Consider the following 18,428-nt stretch of genomic DNA (forward strand, 5'->3'; position numbering starts at 1 on the left):
TACGTCGCGAGGAGCGCCTGCGCCTCGATCGGGTCCCCCAGACGGGTACCCGTACCGTGCGCCTCCACCGCGTCCACATCCGCGCCCGACAACCCTGCACTGGCCAGCGCCTCACGAATGACCCGCTGCTGCGAAGGCCCGTTCGGCGCCGTCAGACCGTTGCTCGCACCGTCCTGGTTGACCGCCGAACCCCGCACCACAGCCAGCACCCGATGCCCGTTGCGCACCGCGTCCGACTGCCGCTCCACGAGCAACATCCCCGCGCCCTCGGCCCACCCCGTGCCGTCCGCACCGTCCGCGAAGGACTTGCACCGACCGTCGGAGGCCAGACCACGCTGACGACTGAAGTCGATGAACGTCTCCGGCGTCGCCATGATCGCCACACCACCGGCCAGCGCCATGTCGCACTCGCCCTGCCGCAACGCCTGGATCGCCCAGTGCAGAGCCACCAACGACGACGAGCACGCCGTGTCCACCGTCACCGCCGGCCCCTCAAGCCCGAAGGTGTAGGCAATACGGCCGGAGGCGATGCTGCCCGCGTTTCCGGTGCCGAGGTAACCCTCCACTCCCTCGGGCAGTTCGTCTCCGTTGCCGGCGCCGTCCCCGATGCCTATCCCGGTGACGTAGTCGTGGTACATGACGCCGGCGAACACGCCGGTCCGGGTACCGCGCATCGACGTCGGGTCGATCCCCGCCCGTTCGAACGCCTCCCACGACGTCTCCAACAGCAACCGCTGCTGCGGATCCATGGCGAGGGCCTCGCGCGGCGAGATCCCGAAGAACGCCGGATCGAACTCCGCCGCATCGTGCAGGAACCCACCCTCACGCGTGTACGACGTACCCGCGTGATCCGGATCCGGGTGATACAGCCCCTCCACGTTCCAACCACGGTCGGTCGGGAAGCCCGTAATCCCGTCCCCACCCGAGGAAACCAGCTGCCACAGGTCCTCCGGCGTCCGGACACCGCCCGGGAACCGGCACCCCATACCCACGATCACGATCGGGTCGTCGGCCACGCCCACGGAGGTCCGCACCGGCGTCCTCGGGCCGTGCTCTCCGGGTGCAGCGGGACCGCCGGTCACCGCAAGTTCGTTCAGCAGGTGGCGGGCGAGAGCGTGTGGCGTCGGGTAGTCGAAGATCAGTGTCGGCGGGAGCCGCAGGCCGGTCTCCGCCTTCAGCACGTTGCGCAGTTCCACAGCCGTCAGCGAGTCGAAACCAAGATCCCGGAACGCCCGCTCGGCATCCACCGCCTCAGCACCCGTGTGACCGAGCACCGCGGCCACCCGACCGCACACCAGCTCCAGCAACACGCCCTCGTGCTCCGCGACATGCAACCCGAGCAACCGAGCCACCAGCGGCGAGGACCCGACATCAGCCGCCCCACCCGCACGCCGCTCAACCATCCGCCGCGCCGGCACCCGCACCAACCCACGCAACAACGCCGGCACCGAACCCGACGACACCGCCTGCGCACGCAACACCGACACGTCCAGATGCATCGGCACCAACACCGCCGCATCGAGTCCCATGGCCAGGTCGAAGAGCCCAAGCCCCTCGTCGGCAGCCAGCGCAGCAACGCCGTCCCGTGCGATACGCCGCAGATCGACCTCGTCGAGGGTCGCCGCCATTCCGCTGTCACTGCCCGCCTGCGGGGCCCACAGACCCCAGGCGAGCGCGGTGGCCGCAAGACCCTCGGCGCGACGCTGCTCGGCCAGCACCTCCAAGAAGGCATTGGCCGCCGCGTAGTTCGCCTGCCCGGCCGCACCGAACGCCGCAGCCGCACCCGAGAACAGGACGAACGCCGAGAGGTCGAGTGCGCGGGTGAGTTCGTGCAGGTTCCAGGCCGCATCGACCTTCGGACGCAGAACAGCGGCCACTCGCTCAGGGGTGAGCGAGGAGAGCACGCCGTCGTCCAGGACTCCCGCGGTGTGCACCACAGCGGACAGCGGGTGCTCGGCCGGTACGGACGCCAGTACGACGGCCAGCGCATCCCGGTCGGCGATGTCGCAGGCGACGAGGTCGACGTGCGCGCCCAACCCGACGAGTTCGGCGACCAGTTCCTCGGCTCCCTGCGCCTCCGGACCGCGCCGGCTGGTGAGCAGCAGCCGCCGCACCCCGTACGCGGTCACCAGGTGGCGGGCGAACAACCGGCCCAAACTGCCCGTGGCACCCGTGACCAGCACCGTGCCCGACGGGTCGCCCAGGCTGATCCGGGCCTCGGAAGCAGCGTCCACGGACGGCACGCGCACCAGACGCGGCACGCTGACCACACCATCCCGGACCGCCAACTCCGGCTCACCGGACGCCAACGCGGCGGCAAAACCGACTGCCGAAGCCGCGTCCACGTGCCCGTCCACGTCCAGCATCACGACCTGGCCCGGGTTCTCCGACTGCGCCGACCTCAGCAGACCGCGCACCGCGCCACCCGCCAGATCCCGCCCACCCTCCCCCGCACCCACGGCCACCGCACCCGACGTCACCCACACCAGACGCGTACCCGCGAACCGATCGTCGCCAAGCCACCCCTGCACCAACTCCAGCGCGCCGTTCACCGCCGCGTGGACGGAGCCCACGGTGTCCCCGGCGAGCGAAAGCACGCCCGGCAGCACGAAGACCGCGTCCGGGACCGGCTCCCCCGCGTCCAGCGCCGTACCCAGCGCGTCCGCGTCGGCGTACACGGTGACCAGCGCACCCGTGCCGCCCAAGCCGAGCTCATCGCGGCCCAGGACGGCCCAACGAAGGCCGGTCGGGGCAGCCACGATCGGCGCGGGCACCCATGCGACACGGAACAGGGACTCGACATGGCCACCGGTAGCGGCGTTGACCTGCTCGGCCGAGGCCGGCCGCAACGTCAACGACTCCACCGCCGCCACCGCCCGCCCGAACTCATCCGCGACCAACAACCCCAACGTGTGCGGATCCTCCGCGGACACCGGCGTCAACCGCATCCGCAGCGCCGAAGCACCCCCCGCGAACAACGAAACACCGGACCACGAGAACGGCAGTAGCGCCCCCTGCGCGATCGCGTCGGACTCGCCGTGGCCGATGGCGTGCAGGCCCGCGTCGAGCAGCGCCGGATGCAGACCGAACCGCGCCGCGTCGCGGCGGCCGTCCTCCGGGAGCACGACCTCCGTGAACAGGTCACTCCCGCGCCGCCAGGCGGCCTTCAGCCCCTGGAACAGGGGCCCGTAGGTGACACCGGCCGCGGCCAGCTCCTCGTACAACCCACTCACGTCCACCGCGACGGCGTCGACCGGCGGCCACACCGCCAACTCTTCGAACCCGGCCGCGGCCTCCGATCCGGCACCCACGGCCAGCACACCGGACCCGTGACGCGTCCACAGCTCCTCCGTGGGTCCGTCCTGGAGCCTGGAGTACACGGCGAACGCTCGGCTGCCGGAGGCGTTCGGCGCCTCGACCACGAGCTGGAGCTGGACGCCGCCGTGCTCCGGCAGGACCAGCGGGGCCTCCAGCGTCAGCTCCTCGACCACATCGCAGCCGACCTGGTCACCGGCCCGAACCGCCAGCTCCACGAAAGCCGTGCCCGGCAGCAGCACCCCACCGTGGATCGTGTGGTCGGCGAGCCAGGGGTGCGTGTCCAGCGACAGCCGGCCCGCCAGGATCGCGCCTTCGGAATCGGCGAGCGCGACCGTCGCGCCCAGCAGCGGGTGTCCGGCGTCGCCGAGGCCGATCGCCTCCGCGTCGCCGGTGGCGACCAGCGTCGCGCTGGGCCAGAACCGCTGTCGCTGGAAGGCGTACGTCGGCAGGTCGACGCGTCGGGCGCCCGTCCCCGCGAAGAACGCCGACCAGTCGACGTCAACACCGTGCACGTGGGCCTGGGCGAGGGCGGTGACGACGCTCTCGGCCTCGGCGCGGCCCTTGCGCAGCACGGGCAGGACGACGACCGCAGCGGCCTCGTCCGTCACGCACTCCTGCGTGAGGGCGGACAGCACACCGTCCGGCCCCAGTTCGACGTACGTCGTCACGCCCGCGGCCTCCAGGGCGCGGACTCCGTCCAGGAAGCGGACCGCGTCCCGTACGTGCCGCACCCAGAAGTCTGCCGAGCCCATCTCGCCGTCGACGACGAGGGCGCCGGTCAGGTTCGACACGACCGGGATGGTCGGATCGGCGAACGTCAGCCCTTCCACGATCTGGCGGAAGTCGTCCAGCATGTCGTCCATGCGCGGCGAGTGGAACGCGTGGCTCACGGGCAGCCGCTTGCTCTTGCGGCCGACGAGCGATTCCACCACCGCGACGGCGGCGTCCTCATCACCCGCGATCACCACCGACTGCGGCCCGTTGACGGCCGCGATGCTCACCCGGTCCGTCAACAGCGGCAGGACCTCGTCCTCCGACGCCTGCACCGCGATCATCACGCCACCGGCCGGCAGCGCCTGCATCAACCGACCACGCGCCGCCACCAACGCGCACGCGTCATCCAACGACAGCACACCGGACACATGCGCGGCAGCGATCTCACCGATCGAATGCCCCGACACGAAGTCCGGCCGGACACCCCAGGATTCGAGCAGCCGGAACAAGGCCACCTCGACCGCGAACAAAGCCGGCTGCGTGAACCGCGTCTCGTCCAACAGAGCCGCATCCGAACCGAACAGGACTTCCCGCAGCGGGAGTTCGGTCAGCGTGTCCAGGTGGGCACAGACGGCTTCCAGCGCGTCGGCGAACACCGGGTAGGCGTCGTACAGTTCGCGGCCCATCCCGAGCCGCTGGCTGCCCTGGCCCGTGAACAGGAAGGCGGTGCGGCCGTCGTGGGCCGTTCCCGTGGTGAGTCGGGGCGAGGTCTCGCCGGCGGCGAGGTGTGCGAGGGCGGTCCGCAGGTCCGCGTCCTCGCCGAAGGTCAGGAGGGCGGCGGCGCGGTGGTCGAGGCGTGCGCGGCCGGTGGCCAGGGAGTACGCCACGTCGATCGCGGTCGTGTCGGCCGCGGTCGTGTCCGCCGCGTCCGCGTCCGCGTCGCCGCCTTCGTTGGCGGCGTCCAGGTGTGCGACCAGAGCCGCGGCCTGTGCCCGGAGGGCTTCGTCGGTCTTGCCGGAGAGAAGGTACGGAACGACGCGTGCCGGCTGCACGGTGGGCAGCGGCCGGGCGTTCGCGGGAGTCTCGGCGTCCGGCGCCTGCTCGATGATGGTGTGGGCGTTGGTGCCGCTGATGCCGAACGAGGAAACGCCGGCCCGGCGCGGACGGCCGGTCTCGGGCCACCGCACGGATTCGGTCAGCAGCTCGACGTCTCCGGCGGTCCAGTCGACGTGCGGTGTGGGCGCGTCCACGTGCAGCGTGCGGGGCAGCACACCGTGCCGCATCGCCATGACCATCTTGATCACACCCGCCACACCGGCGGCAGCCTGCGTGTGCCCGATGTTCGACTTCACCGAACCAAGCAGCAACGGCAGACCCTCCGCCCGCTCCTGCCCGTACGTCGCCAACAACGCCTGCGCCTCGATCGGGTCCCCCAGACGGGTACCCGTACCGTGCGCCTCCACCGCGTCCACCTCGGCCGCCGACAACCCCGCACTGGCCAACGCCTGCCGGATCACCCGCTGCTGCGACGGCCCGTTCGGCGCCGTCAAGCCATTGCTCGCACCGTCCTGATTGATCGCCGAACCACGCACCACCGCCAACACCGGATGCCCGTTGCGACGCGCGTCCGACAGCCGCTCCACGAGCAGCATGCCGACACCCTCACCCCAACCCGTACCGTCCGCACCCTCCGCGAACGCCTTGATCCGACCATCGGCCGCCAGCCCGCGCTGACGACTGAAGTCGATGAAGTTCTCGGGCGTCGACATGACCGTCACGCCACCGGCGAGCGCCAGGGTGCACTCCCCCTGCCGCAGCGCCTGCACGGCCCAGTGCAGGGCGACGAGCGACGAGGAGCAGGCGGTGTCGACCGTGACCGCCGGACCTTCGAGGCCGAACACGTAGGAGAGGCGTCCGGACATGACGCTTCCCGCGTTGCCGGTGCCGACGTGGCCTTCCAGACCGTCCTGTTCACGGGCCACCAGGGACAGGTAGTCCTGGCCGTTGGTTCCGATGAAGACGCCGGCGCGGCTGCCGCGCAGGGTCCCGGCGTCGATGCCGGCCCGCTCGAACGCCTCCCACGAGGTCTCCAGCAGCAGCCGCTGCTGCGGGTCCATCGCCATGGCCTCGCGCGGGGAGATCCCGAAGAAGTCGGCGTCGAAGTGCGCCGCGTCGGCGAGGAATCCACCCTCACGCGTGTACGAGGTGCCCGTCCGGTCGGGGTCGGGGCTGTAGAGCCGCTCCAGGTCCCAGCCGCGGTCGGCCGGGAACCCGGCGACGGCGTCCGTACCGTCCGCGAGCAGCTGCCACAGGTCTTCGGGGGTCCGTACGCCGCCGGGGAAGCGGCAGCTCATCGCGACGATCGCGATGGGATCGCCGTCGACGGCCGAAGCGACGGGCAGCAGCGCGCCGGAGACGGCGACGCCGCCCACGAGCTCGGCGCGGAGGTGGTCGGCCAGGGCGGCGGAGGTGGGGTGGTCGTAGACCAGCGTGGTGGGAAGCCGCAGCTCCGTCGCCGCGGCGAGGCGGTTGCGCAGCTCGACCGCCGTGAGCGAGTCGAACCCCAGCTCCTTGAAGGCGCGTTCCGCGCCGACCGCTGCGGAGCCGTCGTGGCCGAGTACGGCGGCCACGTGCGTGCGGACCAGGGTGAGCAGCTCCCGCTCCTGCTCGGCGGGCGCGAGTACGGCGAGGCGGCCGGAGAGGGTCAGGGGCCGGCCGGTGGGGGCGTCGGCCTGTCCGTGGGCGTCGGATCGGGCCTGCGCCGCCGCGCGGGTCGCACGTACCTCGCTGAGGTCGCTGAACAGTTCGCTGCGGCGTACGGCGGTGTGCTGTTCCAGGTACCGGTCCCAGGCGACGTCGGCCACCGTGACGACGGCATCCCGGGACCCGACGGCCTGCCCGAGGGCTCGGATCGCCCGAGGGGCGTCCATGGGCGGTACGCCGTCCCGACGCATCCGGGTCTCAAGGGCTTCGTCGGCGGCCATGCCGCCCTCGGCCCACGGACCCCACGCGATCGACGTCGCGACCAGACCGGCAGCACGACGCTGCTCGGCCAACGCGTCCAAATAGGCGTTCGCGGCAGCATAGTTGCCCTGGCCGGCCGCGCCCACCGTGCCGCTCATCGAGGAGAACAACACGAACGCGGACAACTCGATACCCAGCTCGACGGTCAGCTCGTGCAGGTTCAGCGCGGAAACCGCCTTGGCCCGCAACACGGACTCGAACCGCTCCGGAGTCAGAGCGTCGAGCACCCCGTCGTCCAGGATCCCAGCCGTATGCACGACCGCCGTCAGCGTGTCGGCCTCGGCGGCCAGCAGCGTACCCAACGCATCCCGGTCAGCGGCATCACACGCCACCACCGACACCTCGACACCAAGCTCCGACAACTCGGCAACCAACTCGGCCGCACCCGCAGCGTTCCCACCCCGACGACTGGTCAGCACCAGACGCCCGGCACCCGCCCCGGCCAACCACCGCGCGACCCGACCACCCAGCGCACCCGTACCACCGGTCACCAGCACGGTCCCCGACGGTGTCCAGGACGCGGAGCCCTCGGCACGTACCGCGCGCACGAGGCGACGGCCGAAGACCCCGGAGGCGCGGATCGCGAGCTGGTCCTCAGCAGCGGCTCCCCCGGCCAGGACACCGGCCAGCCTTGCCAGGGTCCGCTGGTCCCACGCTTCGGGAAGGTCGACCAGACCACCCCAACGCTCCGGAACCTCCAACGCCGCCACACGACCCAGACCCCACACCTGCGCCTGGACCGCCGACACCAGGACGTCGGAACGACCCACACTCACCGCACCACGCGTCAGGCACCACAACGGCGCCCCCACCCCGGCATCACCCAACGCCTGCACCAGAACAGCGGTGTCGACGACACCCGCCGCCTCATCCAGAGCCAGCAGCGACACCACACCGGCCACGGGGCCCGCACCCGACAGCAGACCGGCCAGAGCAGCCCGCTCCGAGGCGGCGTCGACCACCACGCGCCGGACCTCGGCTCCCCGTCCGGCCAGGCCGTCCGCCACGGCCGCCGTCAAGGAGTCCTCGTGCGCGGCGGGTACGACGACGAGCCACTGGCCGCCCGGCGCACTGGAGGTCAGCGCCGCCGCCGTGAGCGGCTTCCACGACTCCCGGTAGCGCCAGCCGTCGATCTGCGCCTGTTCCTGGTTCTGCCGACGCCAGGCCGACAGCGCGGGTACGAAGTCGCTGAAGCTCGCGTCGTCGGCCACGTCCAGTTCGGACAGCAGGGAGGCGAGGTCGCCGCGTTCCACCGCTTCCCAGAACCGCGCGTCCACCCCGTCGACCGCCCGTGCGGGCACGGGAGCGCCGCCCGGCGCGGCCGTCTCCGGCCAGAAACGCTGCCGCTGGAAGGCGTACGTGGGCAGCTCTCCCGGCGCGGCGCCCGTACCGGCGAACCAGGCGGACCAGTCCACCTGCGCACCCCGTACGTGCGCCTCGGCGACAGCGGTGAGCGTCGACTCGGCTTCCGCGCGGCCGTCGCGCAGCACCGGCACGAAGACGGTGTCCACGTCGGCGGTCAGGCAGTCCTGGGCCAGGGCGGACAGTACGCCGTCGGGGCCGATCTCGACGTACGTCGAGACGCCGGCCGTCTCCAGGGTCCGCACGCCGTCGAGGAAGCGCACGGCCTCCCGGACGTGTCGGACCCAGAACTCGGCCGAGGTCATCTCGTCGGTGACGAGAGCGCCGGTCAGGTTCGACACCAGCGGTATCCGCGGGGCCGCGTACGACAGCCCCGCCACGACCTGGCTGAAGTCGTCCAGCATGGCGTCCATGTGCGGCGAGTGGAAGGCGTGGCTCACCGGCAGTCGCTTGGTCTTGCGGCCGGTGAGCGATGCGGCGATGGCCGCCGCGGCATCCTCGTCGCCCGCGATGACTACGGCCTGCGGGCCGTTGACGGCGGCGATGCTCACCCGGTCGGTCAGCAGCGGCAGGATCTCGTCCTCGGATGCCTGTACGGCGATCATCGCGCCACCGCCCGGCAGGGCCTGCATCAATCGCCCCCGCGCCGCCACCAACACACACGCGTCGTCCAGCGACAGCACCCCCGCCACGTGCGCGGCGGCGATCTCACCGATGGAGTGTCCCGACACGAAGTCCGGCCGGACGCCCCACGATTCGAGCAGCCGGAACAAGGCGACCTCGACCGCGAACAAGGCCGGCTGCGTGAACCGCGTCTCGTTCAACAGGGCCGCGTCCGACCCGAACAGGACGTCCTGCAACGGCACATCGAGCTGCGAGTCGAGACGTGCGCACACCGCGTCCAGCGCGTCGGCGAACACCGGCTGGTCGGCGTAGAGTTCGCGCCCCGTGCCGAGGCGCTGGCTGCCCTGTCCGGTGAACAGGAAGGCCAGTCCGCCGCCCGACACCGTGCCCTGCACGAGGCCCGGCGCGGGCTCGCCCGCCGCCGCGAGCCCGCGCAGGCGGGCCGTCAGCGCCTCGCGGTCTTCGGTGCCCGCGACCAGCACGGCTCGGGTCTCGAACTTCGACCGCTGGACTGCGAGCGAGTACGCGGTGTCCAGGACATCGGCCTGCGGGGTGTCGGCGAGCCACGACGCGAGCTGCTCCGCTTGGGCGCGCAGCCCGGCGGGGTTCTTCCCGGTGACGACGTACGGCAGGACCGGAGGGCTGCCTGCGGTGCGCCGCTCGGTGGCCGTGGCCTCGGCCGGGAGCGGGGCCTCTTCGATGATGGTGTGGGCGTTGGTGCCGCTCAGTCCGAAGGAGGACACGCCGGCCCGGCGCGGACGGCCGGTTGCCGGCCAGTCCCGCTGCTCGGCCAGCAGCTCGACGTCTCCGGCGGTCCAGTCGACGTGCGGCGTGGGCGCGTCCACGTGCAGCGTGCGGGGCAGCACACCGTGCCGCATCGCCATGACCATCTTGATCACACCCGCCACACCGGCGGCAGCCTGCGTGTGCCCGATGTTCGACTTCACCGAACCCAGCAGCAACGGCAGACCCTCCGCCCGCTCCTGCCCGTACGTCGCCAACAACGCCTGCGCCTCGATCGGGTCCCCCAGACGGGTACCCGTACCGTGCGCCTCCACCGCGTCCACCTCGGCCGCCGACAACCCCGCACTGGCCAACGCCTGCCGGATCACCCGCTGCTGCGACGGCCCGTTCGGCGCCGTCAAACCATTACTCGCACCGTCCTGATTGATCGCCGAACCACGCACCACCGCCAACACCGGATGCCCGTTGCGACGAGCATCCGACAGCCGCTCCACGAGCAGCATGCCGACACCCTCACCCCAACCCGTACCGTCCGCACCCTCCGCGAACGCCTTGATCCGACCATCGGCCGCCAGCCCGCGCTGACGACTGAAGTCGATGAAGGCATCCGGGGTGGACATCACGGTCACACCACCGGCGAGCGCCATGGTGCACTCGCCCTGGCGGAGCGCCTGCACCGCCAGGTGGAGGGCGACGAGCGACGAGGAGCAGGCGGTGTCGACCGTGATGGCCGGTCCTTCCAGCCCGAACACGTACGAGAGACGACCGGACACCACGCTCGCGGCGTTGCCCGTGCCGACGTGTCCTTCGAGACCGTCGGTCTCGCTGGCGACGAGGGACAGGTAGTCCTGTCCGTTGGTCCCGACGAACACGCCCGCCCGGCTGCCCTTGAGCGCGGCGGGGTCGATGCCGGCGCGCTCGAAGGCCTCCCACGAGGTCTCCAGCAGCAGCCGCTGCTGCGGGTCCATGGCGAGGGCCTCGCGCGGCGAGATCCCGAAGAAGTCGGCGTCGAAGTCGGCGACGTCGTAGAGGAAGCCGCCTTCGCGGGCGTACGAGGTGCCCTGCGTGCTCGGGTCGGCGTCGTAGAGGGCGTCGAGGTTCCAGCCGCGGTCGGCCGGGAACCCGTCGACCGCGTCCGTACCCTGCGCGAGCAGACGCCAGAGGTCTTCGGGGGTCCGTACACCGCCGGGGAAGCGGCAGCTCATCGCGACGATCGCGATCGGATCGCCGTCGGTCGGCGCGGCGGTCGCGGGCTCCGGCAGCGCGGGGTCCGCGGCCGTCGCACCGCTGCCCACGAGTTCGCCCCGCAGGTAGCCGGCGAGGGCCGACGAGGTCGGGTAGTCGTAGACGAGGGTGGTGGGCAGCTTGAGCCCGGTGGCCGCGCCCATGCGGTTGCGCAGGTCGACGGCGGTCAGGGAGTCGAACCCGAGCTCCTTGAAGGCGCGTTCGGCGCCGACGGCGTCCACGCCTTCGTGTCCGAGTACGGAGGCGACCTGGGTACGGACCAGGGCGAGCAGTTCCCGGTCCTGTTCGGCCCGGGGCAGTTCGGCCAGCTTCGCGAAGGTGGCCCCCGCGACGTCGGCGCCCGTCACCACGGTGCCGTGGCCGGTGACTGCGGCTTCGCCCGCCGATGCGGCGGTGAGGAGGCCGCGGACGAGCGGGTTGGGCCGGACGGCGGCCACGACGGCCGCGAAGCGGTCCCAGTCGATGTCCGCGACGGTCAGGGCGGCTTCGCCCATGCCAACGGCCAGCGCCAGTGCGGCGATTGCGTCGTCGGGCGCCATGGGCGGAACACCTTCGCGGCGCATCCGGGCGTCCATCGCCTCATCGGCCGCCATGCCGCCCTCGGCCCACGGACCCCACGCGATCGACGTCGCGACCAGACCGGCAGCACGACGCTGCTCAGCCAACGCGTCCAAATAGGCGTTCGCGGCAGCATAGTTGCCCTGACCGGCCGCACCCACCGTGCCGCTCATCGAGGAGAACAGCACGAACGCGGACAACTCGATACCCAGCTCGAGGGTCAGCTCGTGCAGGTTCAGCGCGGAAACCGCCTTGGCCCGCAGTACGCCTTCGAACCGCTCCGGAGTCAGAGCGTCGAGCACCCCGTCGTCCAGGATCCCAGCCGTATGCACCACCGCCGTCAACGTGTCCGCCTCGGCGGCCAGCAGCGCACCCAACGCATCCCGGTCAGCGGCATCACACGCCACCACCGACACCTCGACACCAAGCTCCGACAACTCGGCAACCAACTCGGCCGCACCCGCAGCGTCCACACCCCGACGACTGGTCAGCACCAGACGCCCGGCACCCGCCCCGGCCAACCACCGGGCCACCCGACCACCCAGCGCACCCGTACCACCGGTCACCAACACCGTCCCCGACGGCACCCAAGAATCCGTACCCCCCGCCACCGCACGCACCAAACGACGCCCGAAGACGCCCGAGGAACGCACCGCGACCTGGTCCTCACCGACAGAACCACCGGCCAACACACCCGCCAAGCGGCCCATCGCCCGCTCGTCCCACACCTCGGGAAGGTCCACCAGACCACCCCAACGCTCCGGAACCTCCACCGCCGCCACACGACCCAGACCCCACACCTGCGCCTGAACCGCCGACACCAACCGGTCCGAACGACCCACACTCACCGCACCACGGGTCAGGCACCACAACGGCGCCCCCACCCCGGCATCACCCAACGCCTGCACCAGAACAGCACTCTGAACGACACCCGCCGACTCCCCCAAAGCCAGCAGCGACACCACACCGGCCACAGAGCCCGCACCCGACAACAGACCGGCCAAGGACTCCCTCTCGGTACCCGGTTCGACCACCACCCGGCGCACCTCGGCCCCACACCCGACCAACGCACCCACCACAGCCGCGTCATCCACGCCTCCGGCAGGAACCACCACCAGCCAGACACCCGACAGCCGCACACCCGCGCCGTTCGCGGCGTCCGTCAGCGGCTTCCAGGCGTCGCGGTAGCGCCAGCCGTCCACCGTGGAGCGGGTGCGTACGCGGCGGCGCCAGGCCGACAGGGCCGGCACGACGTCGCTCAGCGGCTGCTCGCCGTCCGCGTCGAGTTCGAGGGTCGCGGCGAGCGCGGCCACGTCCTGGAGTTCGACCGCGTCCCAGAACGCGCTGTCGGCCGGGTCGGTCCGGTGCCCGGACGTCGTGGCCGGTTCGGCGGCGGGGGTGCGGGCGTCCATCCAGTAGCGCTGTCGCTGGAAGGCGTACGTCGGCAGTTCCACGCTCCGGGCGCCCGTACCGGCGTAGAAGGCGGTCCAGTCGGCGGCGGCGCCCCGGACGAACATGCGGGCGACGGCGTCGAGCAGGGTGGCGGGCTCGGCGCGGCCGGAGCGCAGTGCGGCGGCGAAGGCGGGGTTCGTGGGGTCCTGCGGGTCGGTGACCAGGCAGTCCTGGGCGAGGGCCGTGAGGACGGGGTCGGGGCCGAGTTCCAGGAAGGAGTCGGCGCCGCGCGCCTGGAGGGTGCGTACGCCGTCGAGGAAGCGGACGGCTTCGCGGACGTGGCGGACCCAGTGCTCGGGGTCGGCGAGTTCGCCGGCGGTGGCGGTGGTGCCGGTGAGGAGGGAGACGACGGGGAGGGTGGGCTGGGCGTAGTCGAGGACCTGGGCGATGCGTCGGAACTCGTCGAGCATGCCGTCCATGTGGGGCGAGTGGAAGGCGTGGCTGACGGTGAGCCGCTTGCTCTTGCGTCCGCCGAGGGATTCCACGACCGCGACGGCGGCGTCCTCGTCACCGGCGATGACGATCGACTGCGGGCCGTTGACGGCGGCGATGCTCACGCCGTCCGTCAGCAGCGGCAGGACCTCGTCCTCCGATGCCTGGACCGCGATCATCACGCCACCGGTCGGCAGTGCCTGCATCAACCGACCACGCGCCGCGACCAGGGCGCAGGCGTCTTCTAGGGAGAACACGCCGGCGACGTGTGCGGCGGCGATTTCGCCCACGGAGTGGCCGGCCACGAAGTCGGGCCGCACGCCCCACGATTCGACGAGGCGGTAGAGGGCCACCTCGATCGCGAAGAGGGCGGGCTGGGTGTAGCCGGTCTGGTGGAGGAGGGCCGCTTCGGGGGTGCCGGTCTCCGCGAACAGGACGTTTTGGAGCGGGAGTTCGAGCTGTTCGTCGAGGAACCAGCAGGTGTCGTCGAGGGCGTCGGCGAACACCGGGTAGGTCTCGTAGAGTTCGCGGCCCATGTCCAGGCGCTGGCTGCCCTGGCCGGTGAAGAGGACGGCGAGGCGGCCCGCCGCGGGTTCGGTGCGGATGACGGTGGGTGTGTCGGTGGCGTCGGCGAGGGCGCGCAGGCCCTGCACGAGGGTGGTGCGGTCGTCGCCGAGGATGACGGCCCGCTGTTCGAAGCGGCCGCGGGTGGCGGCGAGGGAGTGGCCGATGTCGAGGGGGTCGACCTCGGGCCGGGTGTCGAGCCAGTCGCCGAGGCGGCGGGCGGCGGCGCGCAGGGCTTCGGGGGTCTTGGCGGACAGGGTCCAGGGCAGCGGGCCGGCGGGTGCTTCGGCCGACCGGGACGGCGTTTCGTCCGCCGTGTCGTGCGCCGTGCCGTCCGCCGTGCTGTCCGCCGCGCGGTCTCCCGTATCGCCCTCCGCTCCCTCGCCGGCGTCCTCGCGGTCTTCGGCCGGCGGCTCCTCGATGATGGCGTGCGCGTTGGTGCCGCTCATGCCGAAGGAGGAGACGCCCGCGCGGCGCGGGGCGTCGGAGGCGGGCCAGTCGACGGACCGGGTCAGCAGGGAGACGGCGCCCGCCTCCCAGTCGACGTGCGGGGTGGGCTCGTCGACGTGCAGGGTGCGGGGCAGGACGCCGTGCCGCATCGCCATGACCATCTTGATGACGCCGGCGACGCCGGCGGCGGCCTGGGTGTGGCCGATGTTCGACTTGAGGGAGCCCAGCCACAGCGGCCGGTCCGCGGGCCGGTCCTGGCCGTACGTGGCCAGCAGCGCCTGCGCTTCGATCGGGTCGCCCAGCGTGGTGCCGGTGCCGTGCGCTTCCACGACGTCGACGTCGGCGGCCGACAGGCGGGCGTTGGCGAGGGCCTGGCGGATGACGCGCTGCTGTGCCGGGCCGCTGGGCGCGGTCAGGCCGTTGGAGGCGCCGTCCTGGTTGATGGCGGTGCCGCGGACGACGGCCAGGACGCGGTGGCCGTTGGCGCGGGCGTCGGAGAGGCGTTCCACGAGGAGCATGCCGGCGCCTTCGCCCCAGGCGGTGCCGTCGGCGGCGGCCGCGAAGGGCTTGCAGCGGCCGTCGGGGGCGAGGCCGCGCTGGCGGCTGAAGGAGACGAACGAGCCGGGGCTCGCCATGACGGCGACGCCGCCGGCGAGGGCGATCGTGCATTCGCCGGTGCGCAGGGCCTGGACGGCGAGGTGCAGGGCGGCCAGGGAGGAGGAGCAGGCGGTGTCGACGGTGACGGTGGGGCCCTCGAAGCCGAAGGTGTAGGCGATGCGGCCGGAGGCGACGCTCGCCGCGTTGCCGGTGAGGAGGTAGCCCTCGAACCCGTCGGCGGCGTCCTCCAGGCGGGGGCCGTATTCCTGGGTTTCGGCGCCGACGAAGACGCCGACCTGTCCGCCGCGGAGCTGGGCGGGGTCGACTCCGGCCCGGTCGAAGGCCTCCCAGGAGGTTTCCAGCAGCAGGCGTTGCTGCGGGTCCATTGCCGTGGCTTCGCGGGGGGAGATTCCGAAGAACGCGGCGTCGAATTGGTCGGCGTCGTGGAGGAATCCGCCTTCGCGCGCATACGTGGTGCCGGAGCTGTCGGGGTCCGGGTCGTAGAGCGAGTCGAGGTTCCAGCCGCGCCCGGTGGGGAATTCGGAAATGGCGTCGGTGCCGGCGGCGACGAGGTCCCAGAGCGCTTCGGGGGAATGCACGTCGCCCGGGAACCGGCAGCCGATGCCGACGATGGCGATGGGCTCGTCGCTGCTGACGGCCGCGGCGACGGGGGTTTCTACGGGGCTGGTCAGGCCCAGGAGCAGGGCGTGGATCCGGCGGGCGAGGTGGGCGGGGGTGGGGTGGTCGAAGGCGAGGGTGACGGGCAGTCGCAGGCCGGTGTCGGCGACGAGGCGGGCGTGCAGGTCGACGGCGGCGAGGGAGTCGAAGCCGAGGTCGAGGAAGGAGCGGTGGGCGTCGAGCGTGGCGGGCGCGTTGTCGCGGAGCGCGGCGATCACCAGGGAGGAGACCCAGTCGAGCAGGGTGGTGTGTTGTTCGCCCGCGGTCAGGCCGGCGAGGCGTTCGCGCCACCGTTCGGGGCTGTCGCCGCTGCTGACGTCCTGGGTTCCGCCGGCCTCGGGGGCGCCGTCGATTTCGGCTGCGAAATCCTGGGATTCGTTCAACATCGCGCGCTCCATCACTCCGTGCAGAGAAACCTAAGACCGGTTATGACCCTGGCACGTGAAAGGTGCCGCAGAAACCCCTAACAGGCCCCTAGGGGCCCCTATGCGGGGACGCTGCGGAATGCGCGATGAATATGTGTGTGCGACTGGATCATAATGCCCTCGGAGTGCGGGTAATTGCAAGAATCCCGAGGAAGGTTTCCGTGGTGAAGGGAAACGGGTGCGGGCCGGCGGGGGTCTCCCCGGCCGGCCCGTGGCGCGGTCCGTGCTACATGCGGATCTCGGGCTGGTAGACGTCCAGCCAGATCGCGGTGTCCAGGGCCCGTTCCAATCCGTTGCGGGCGGCGGGGGTCAGGCTTTCGGGGGTGGCCAGTACCGTTTCGCCGAGCCAGTCGCGGCTGACGATCTGGAAGACGGGGCCGTCCTCGCCGAGGAGTTCCTTGGCGTGCCGCTGGAGGGCCTCGGCGTAGCGCCAGTCCTGGATGACGGGGTAGGGGCTCTTGGTGCGTTCGATCACGGATCGTGGGAGCAGGTTCTTGGTGGCGCCGCGCAGCAGGCTCTTCTCGCGGCCGTCGTAGGTCTTCATCGTCCAGGGCGTGTTGTAGACGTATTCGACGAGTCGGTGGTCGCAGAACGGGACGCGCACTTCCAGTCCGACGGCCATGCTCATGCGGTCCTTGCGGTCGAGCATCATCCGCAGGAAGCGGGTGAGGTGGAGGTACGACATGACGCGCATGCGTTGTTCGTGCGGGCTCTCGGAGTCCACGCGGCCGATCTCGGCGAGGGCGGTGGCGTAGTTGTCGGCGACGGTTTCCAGCGGGTTGAGCGCGATGAGGGTGTCGAGGTTGTACATCTCGACGGGTTGGGTGTTGGGGGTGGCGCCGATCATGCCGGCGGTGATCCAGGGGAAGGTGTCGCTGTTCTGGACGGTGGGGTTGTGGAGCCAGCCGTAGCCGCCGAAGACCTCGTCGGCGGCTTCTCCTGAGAGGGCGACGGTGGAGCGTTCGCGGATGGCTTTGAACAGCAGGTGGAGGGAGACGTCCATGTCGCCGAGGCCGGCCGGGCTGTCGCGGGCGATGACCACCTGGCGGCGCACCTCGGGGTCGGCGACGGAGGCGGGACTGAGGACGATGTCGGTGTGGTCGGTGCCGGCGTGGCGGGCCATCGCGGTGGCGAAGTCGGCGTCGTGGCTGCCGTGGACGCCGGTGGGGACGAAGTCGTCCGAGGCGCCGCTGAAGTCCACGGCGAAGGTGTGCAGGGGGCGGCCTTCGGCGGCGCGGTGCCGGGCGGCGATCCCGGTGACGGCGCTGGAGTCGAGGCCGCCGGAGAGCAGGACGCAGGTGGGGACGTCGGCGACGAGTTGGCGGCCGACGCTGTCGTCGAGGAGTTCCCGGACGTGTTCGACGGTGGTGTCGAGGTCGTCGGTGTGCTCGCGGCTCTCCAGCCGCCAGTAGGTGTGGCTGCGGATGCCGGCCCGGTCGACGGTGACGACGGTGCCGGGGACCACTTCGCGTACGCCGTCCCAGATGGTTTCGCCGGGCGGCCGGTGGAGGGCGACGAACTCGCGCAGGCCGCGGGCGCTGACGACGGGCTTGGCCAGGGGGTTGGCGAAGATCGCCTTGGGTTCGGAGGCGAAGAGCACGCCGTCGGTGGTGGGGTGGTAGAAGAGCGGTTTGACGCCCATCCGGTCGCGGATCATGACGAGTTTGCGGGTGCGGGCGTCCCAGATGGCGAAGGCGTACATGCCGTTGAGTCGGGGGGCCATCGCCTCGCCCCACTCCAGGTAGGCGTGGAGTACGACTTCGGTGTCGCTGGAGGTGCGGAAGTGGTGGCCGCGTCCGCGCAGTTCCTGGCGGAGTTCGACGAAGTTGTACACCTCGCCGCTGTAGGTCAGGGCGACGCGGCCGTCGGGGGTGGTGGCGTGCATGGGCTGGACGCCCCCGACCAGGTCGATCACGGCGAGCCGGCGGTGGCCGAGTGCGGCGGGGCCTTCGATCCACCTGCCTCCGGCGTCGGGTCCGCGTCCGGTCAGGGTGTGGACCATGCGGTCCAGGGTCGAGGTCTCCTGGGCCAGGTCCCGGTCGTAGGCGATCCAGCCGGCGATGCCGCACATGTGGTGCTCCTCAGTCTCGCGGCGCTTCCTCCCGACGCCCGGCGGACGCGCCTGTTCGGCCACGACGCTAGGTCCGGACCGCGGGGGCCCACATCCCCTACGACCCCCTATCGCAAAGAACAAGGCAAGTCGAGGCAAAGGAAGTTCATGCCCGGAGGGGTCCAGGTAAA

The 18,428-nt window shown here is 71.7% G+C and carries 2 protein-coding genes; both read right to left on the reverse strand.

Annotated features, from left to right (window positions below):
• Window positions 1–16,148, reverse strand: a 16,148-nt coding sequence (locus tag ACZ4XJ_RS32255) for a type I polyketide synthase (RefSeq protein WP_468498236.1), incomplete at its 3' end; no start/stop codon positions are given.
• 265 nt (window positions 16,149–16,413) lie between these two features.
• Window positions 16,414–18,258: an asparagine synthase (glutamine-hydrolyzing) gene (gene asnB / locus ACZ4XJ_RS32260; RefSeq protein ID WP_468498237.1), complete on the reverse strand. Its 1,845-nt coding sequence runs from the start codon at window positions 18,256–18,258 to the stop codon at window positions 16,414–16,416.
• Window positions 18,259–18,428 lie beyond the last annotated feature (170 nt).

The organism is Streptomyces sp. NPDC029836 (assembly GCF_055574495.1).

Bases quoted from the DNA above. Each gene is read 5' to 3' on its own strand.
- asnB (WP_468498237.1), bottom strand. From the start codon at position 18,258: ATGTGCGGCATCGCCGGCTGGATCGCCTACGACCGGGACCTGGCCCAG.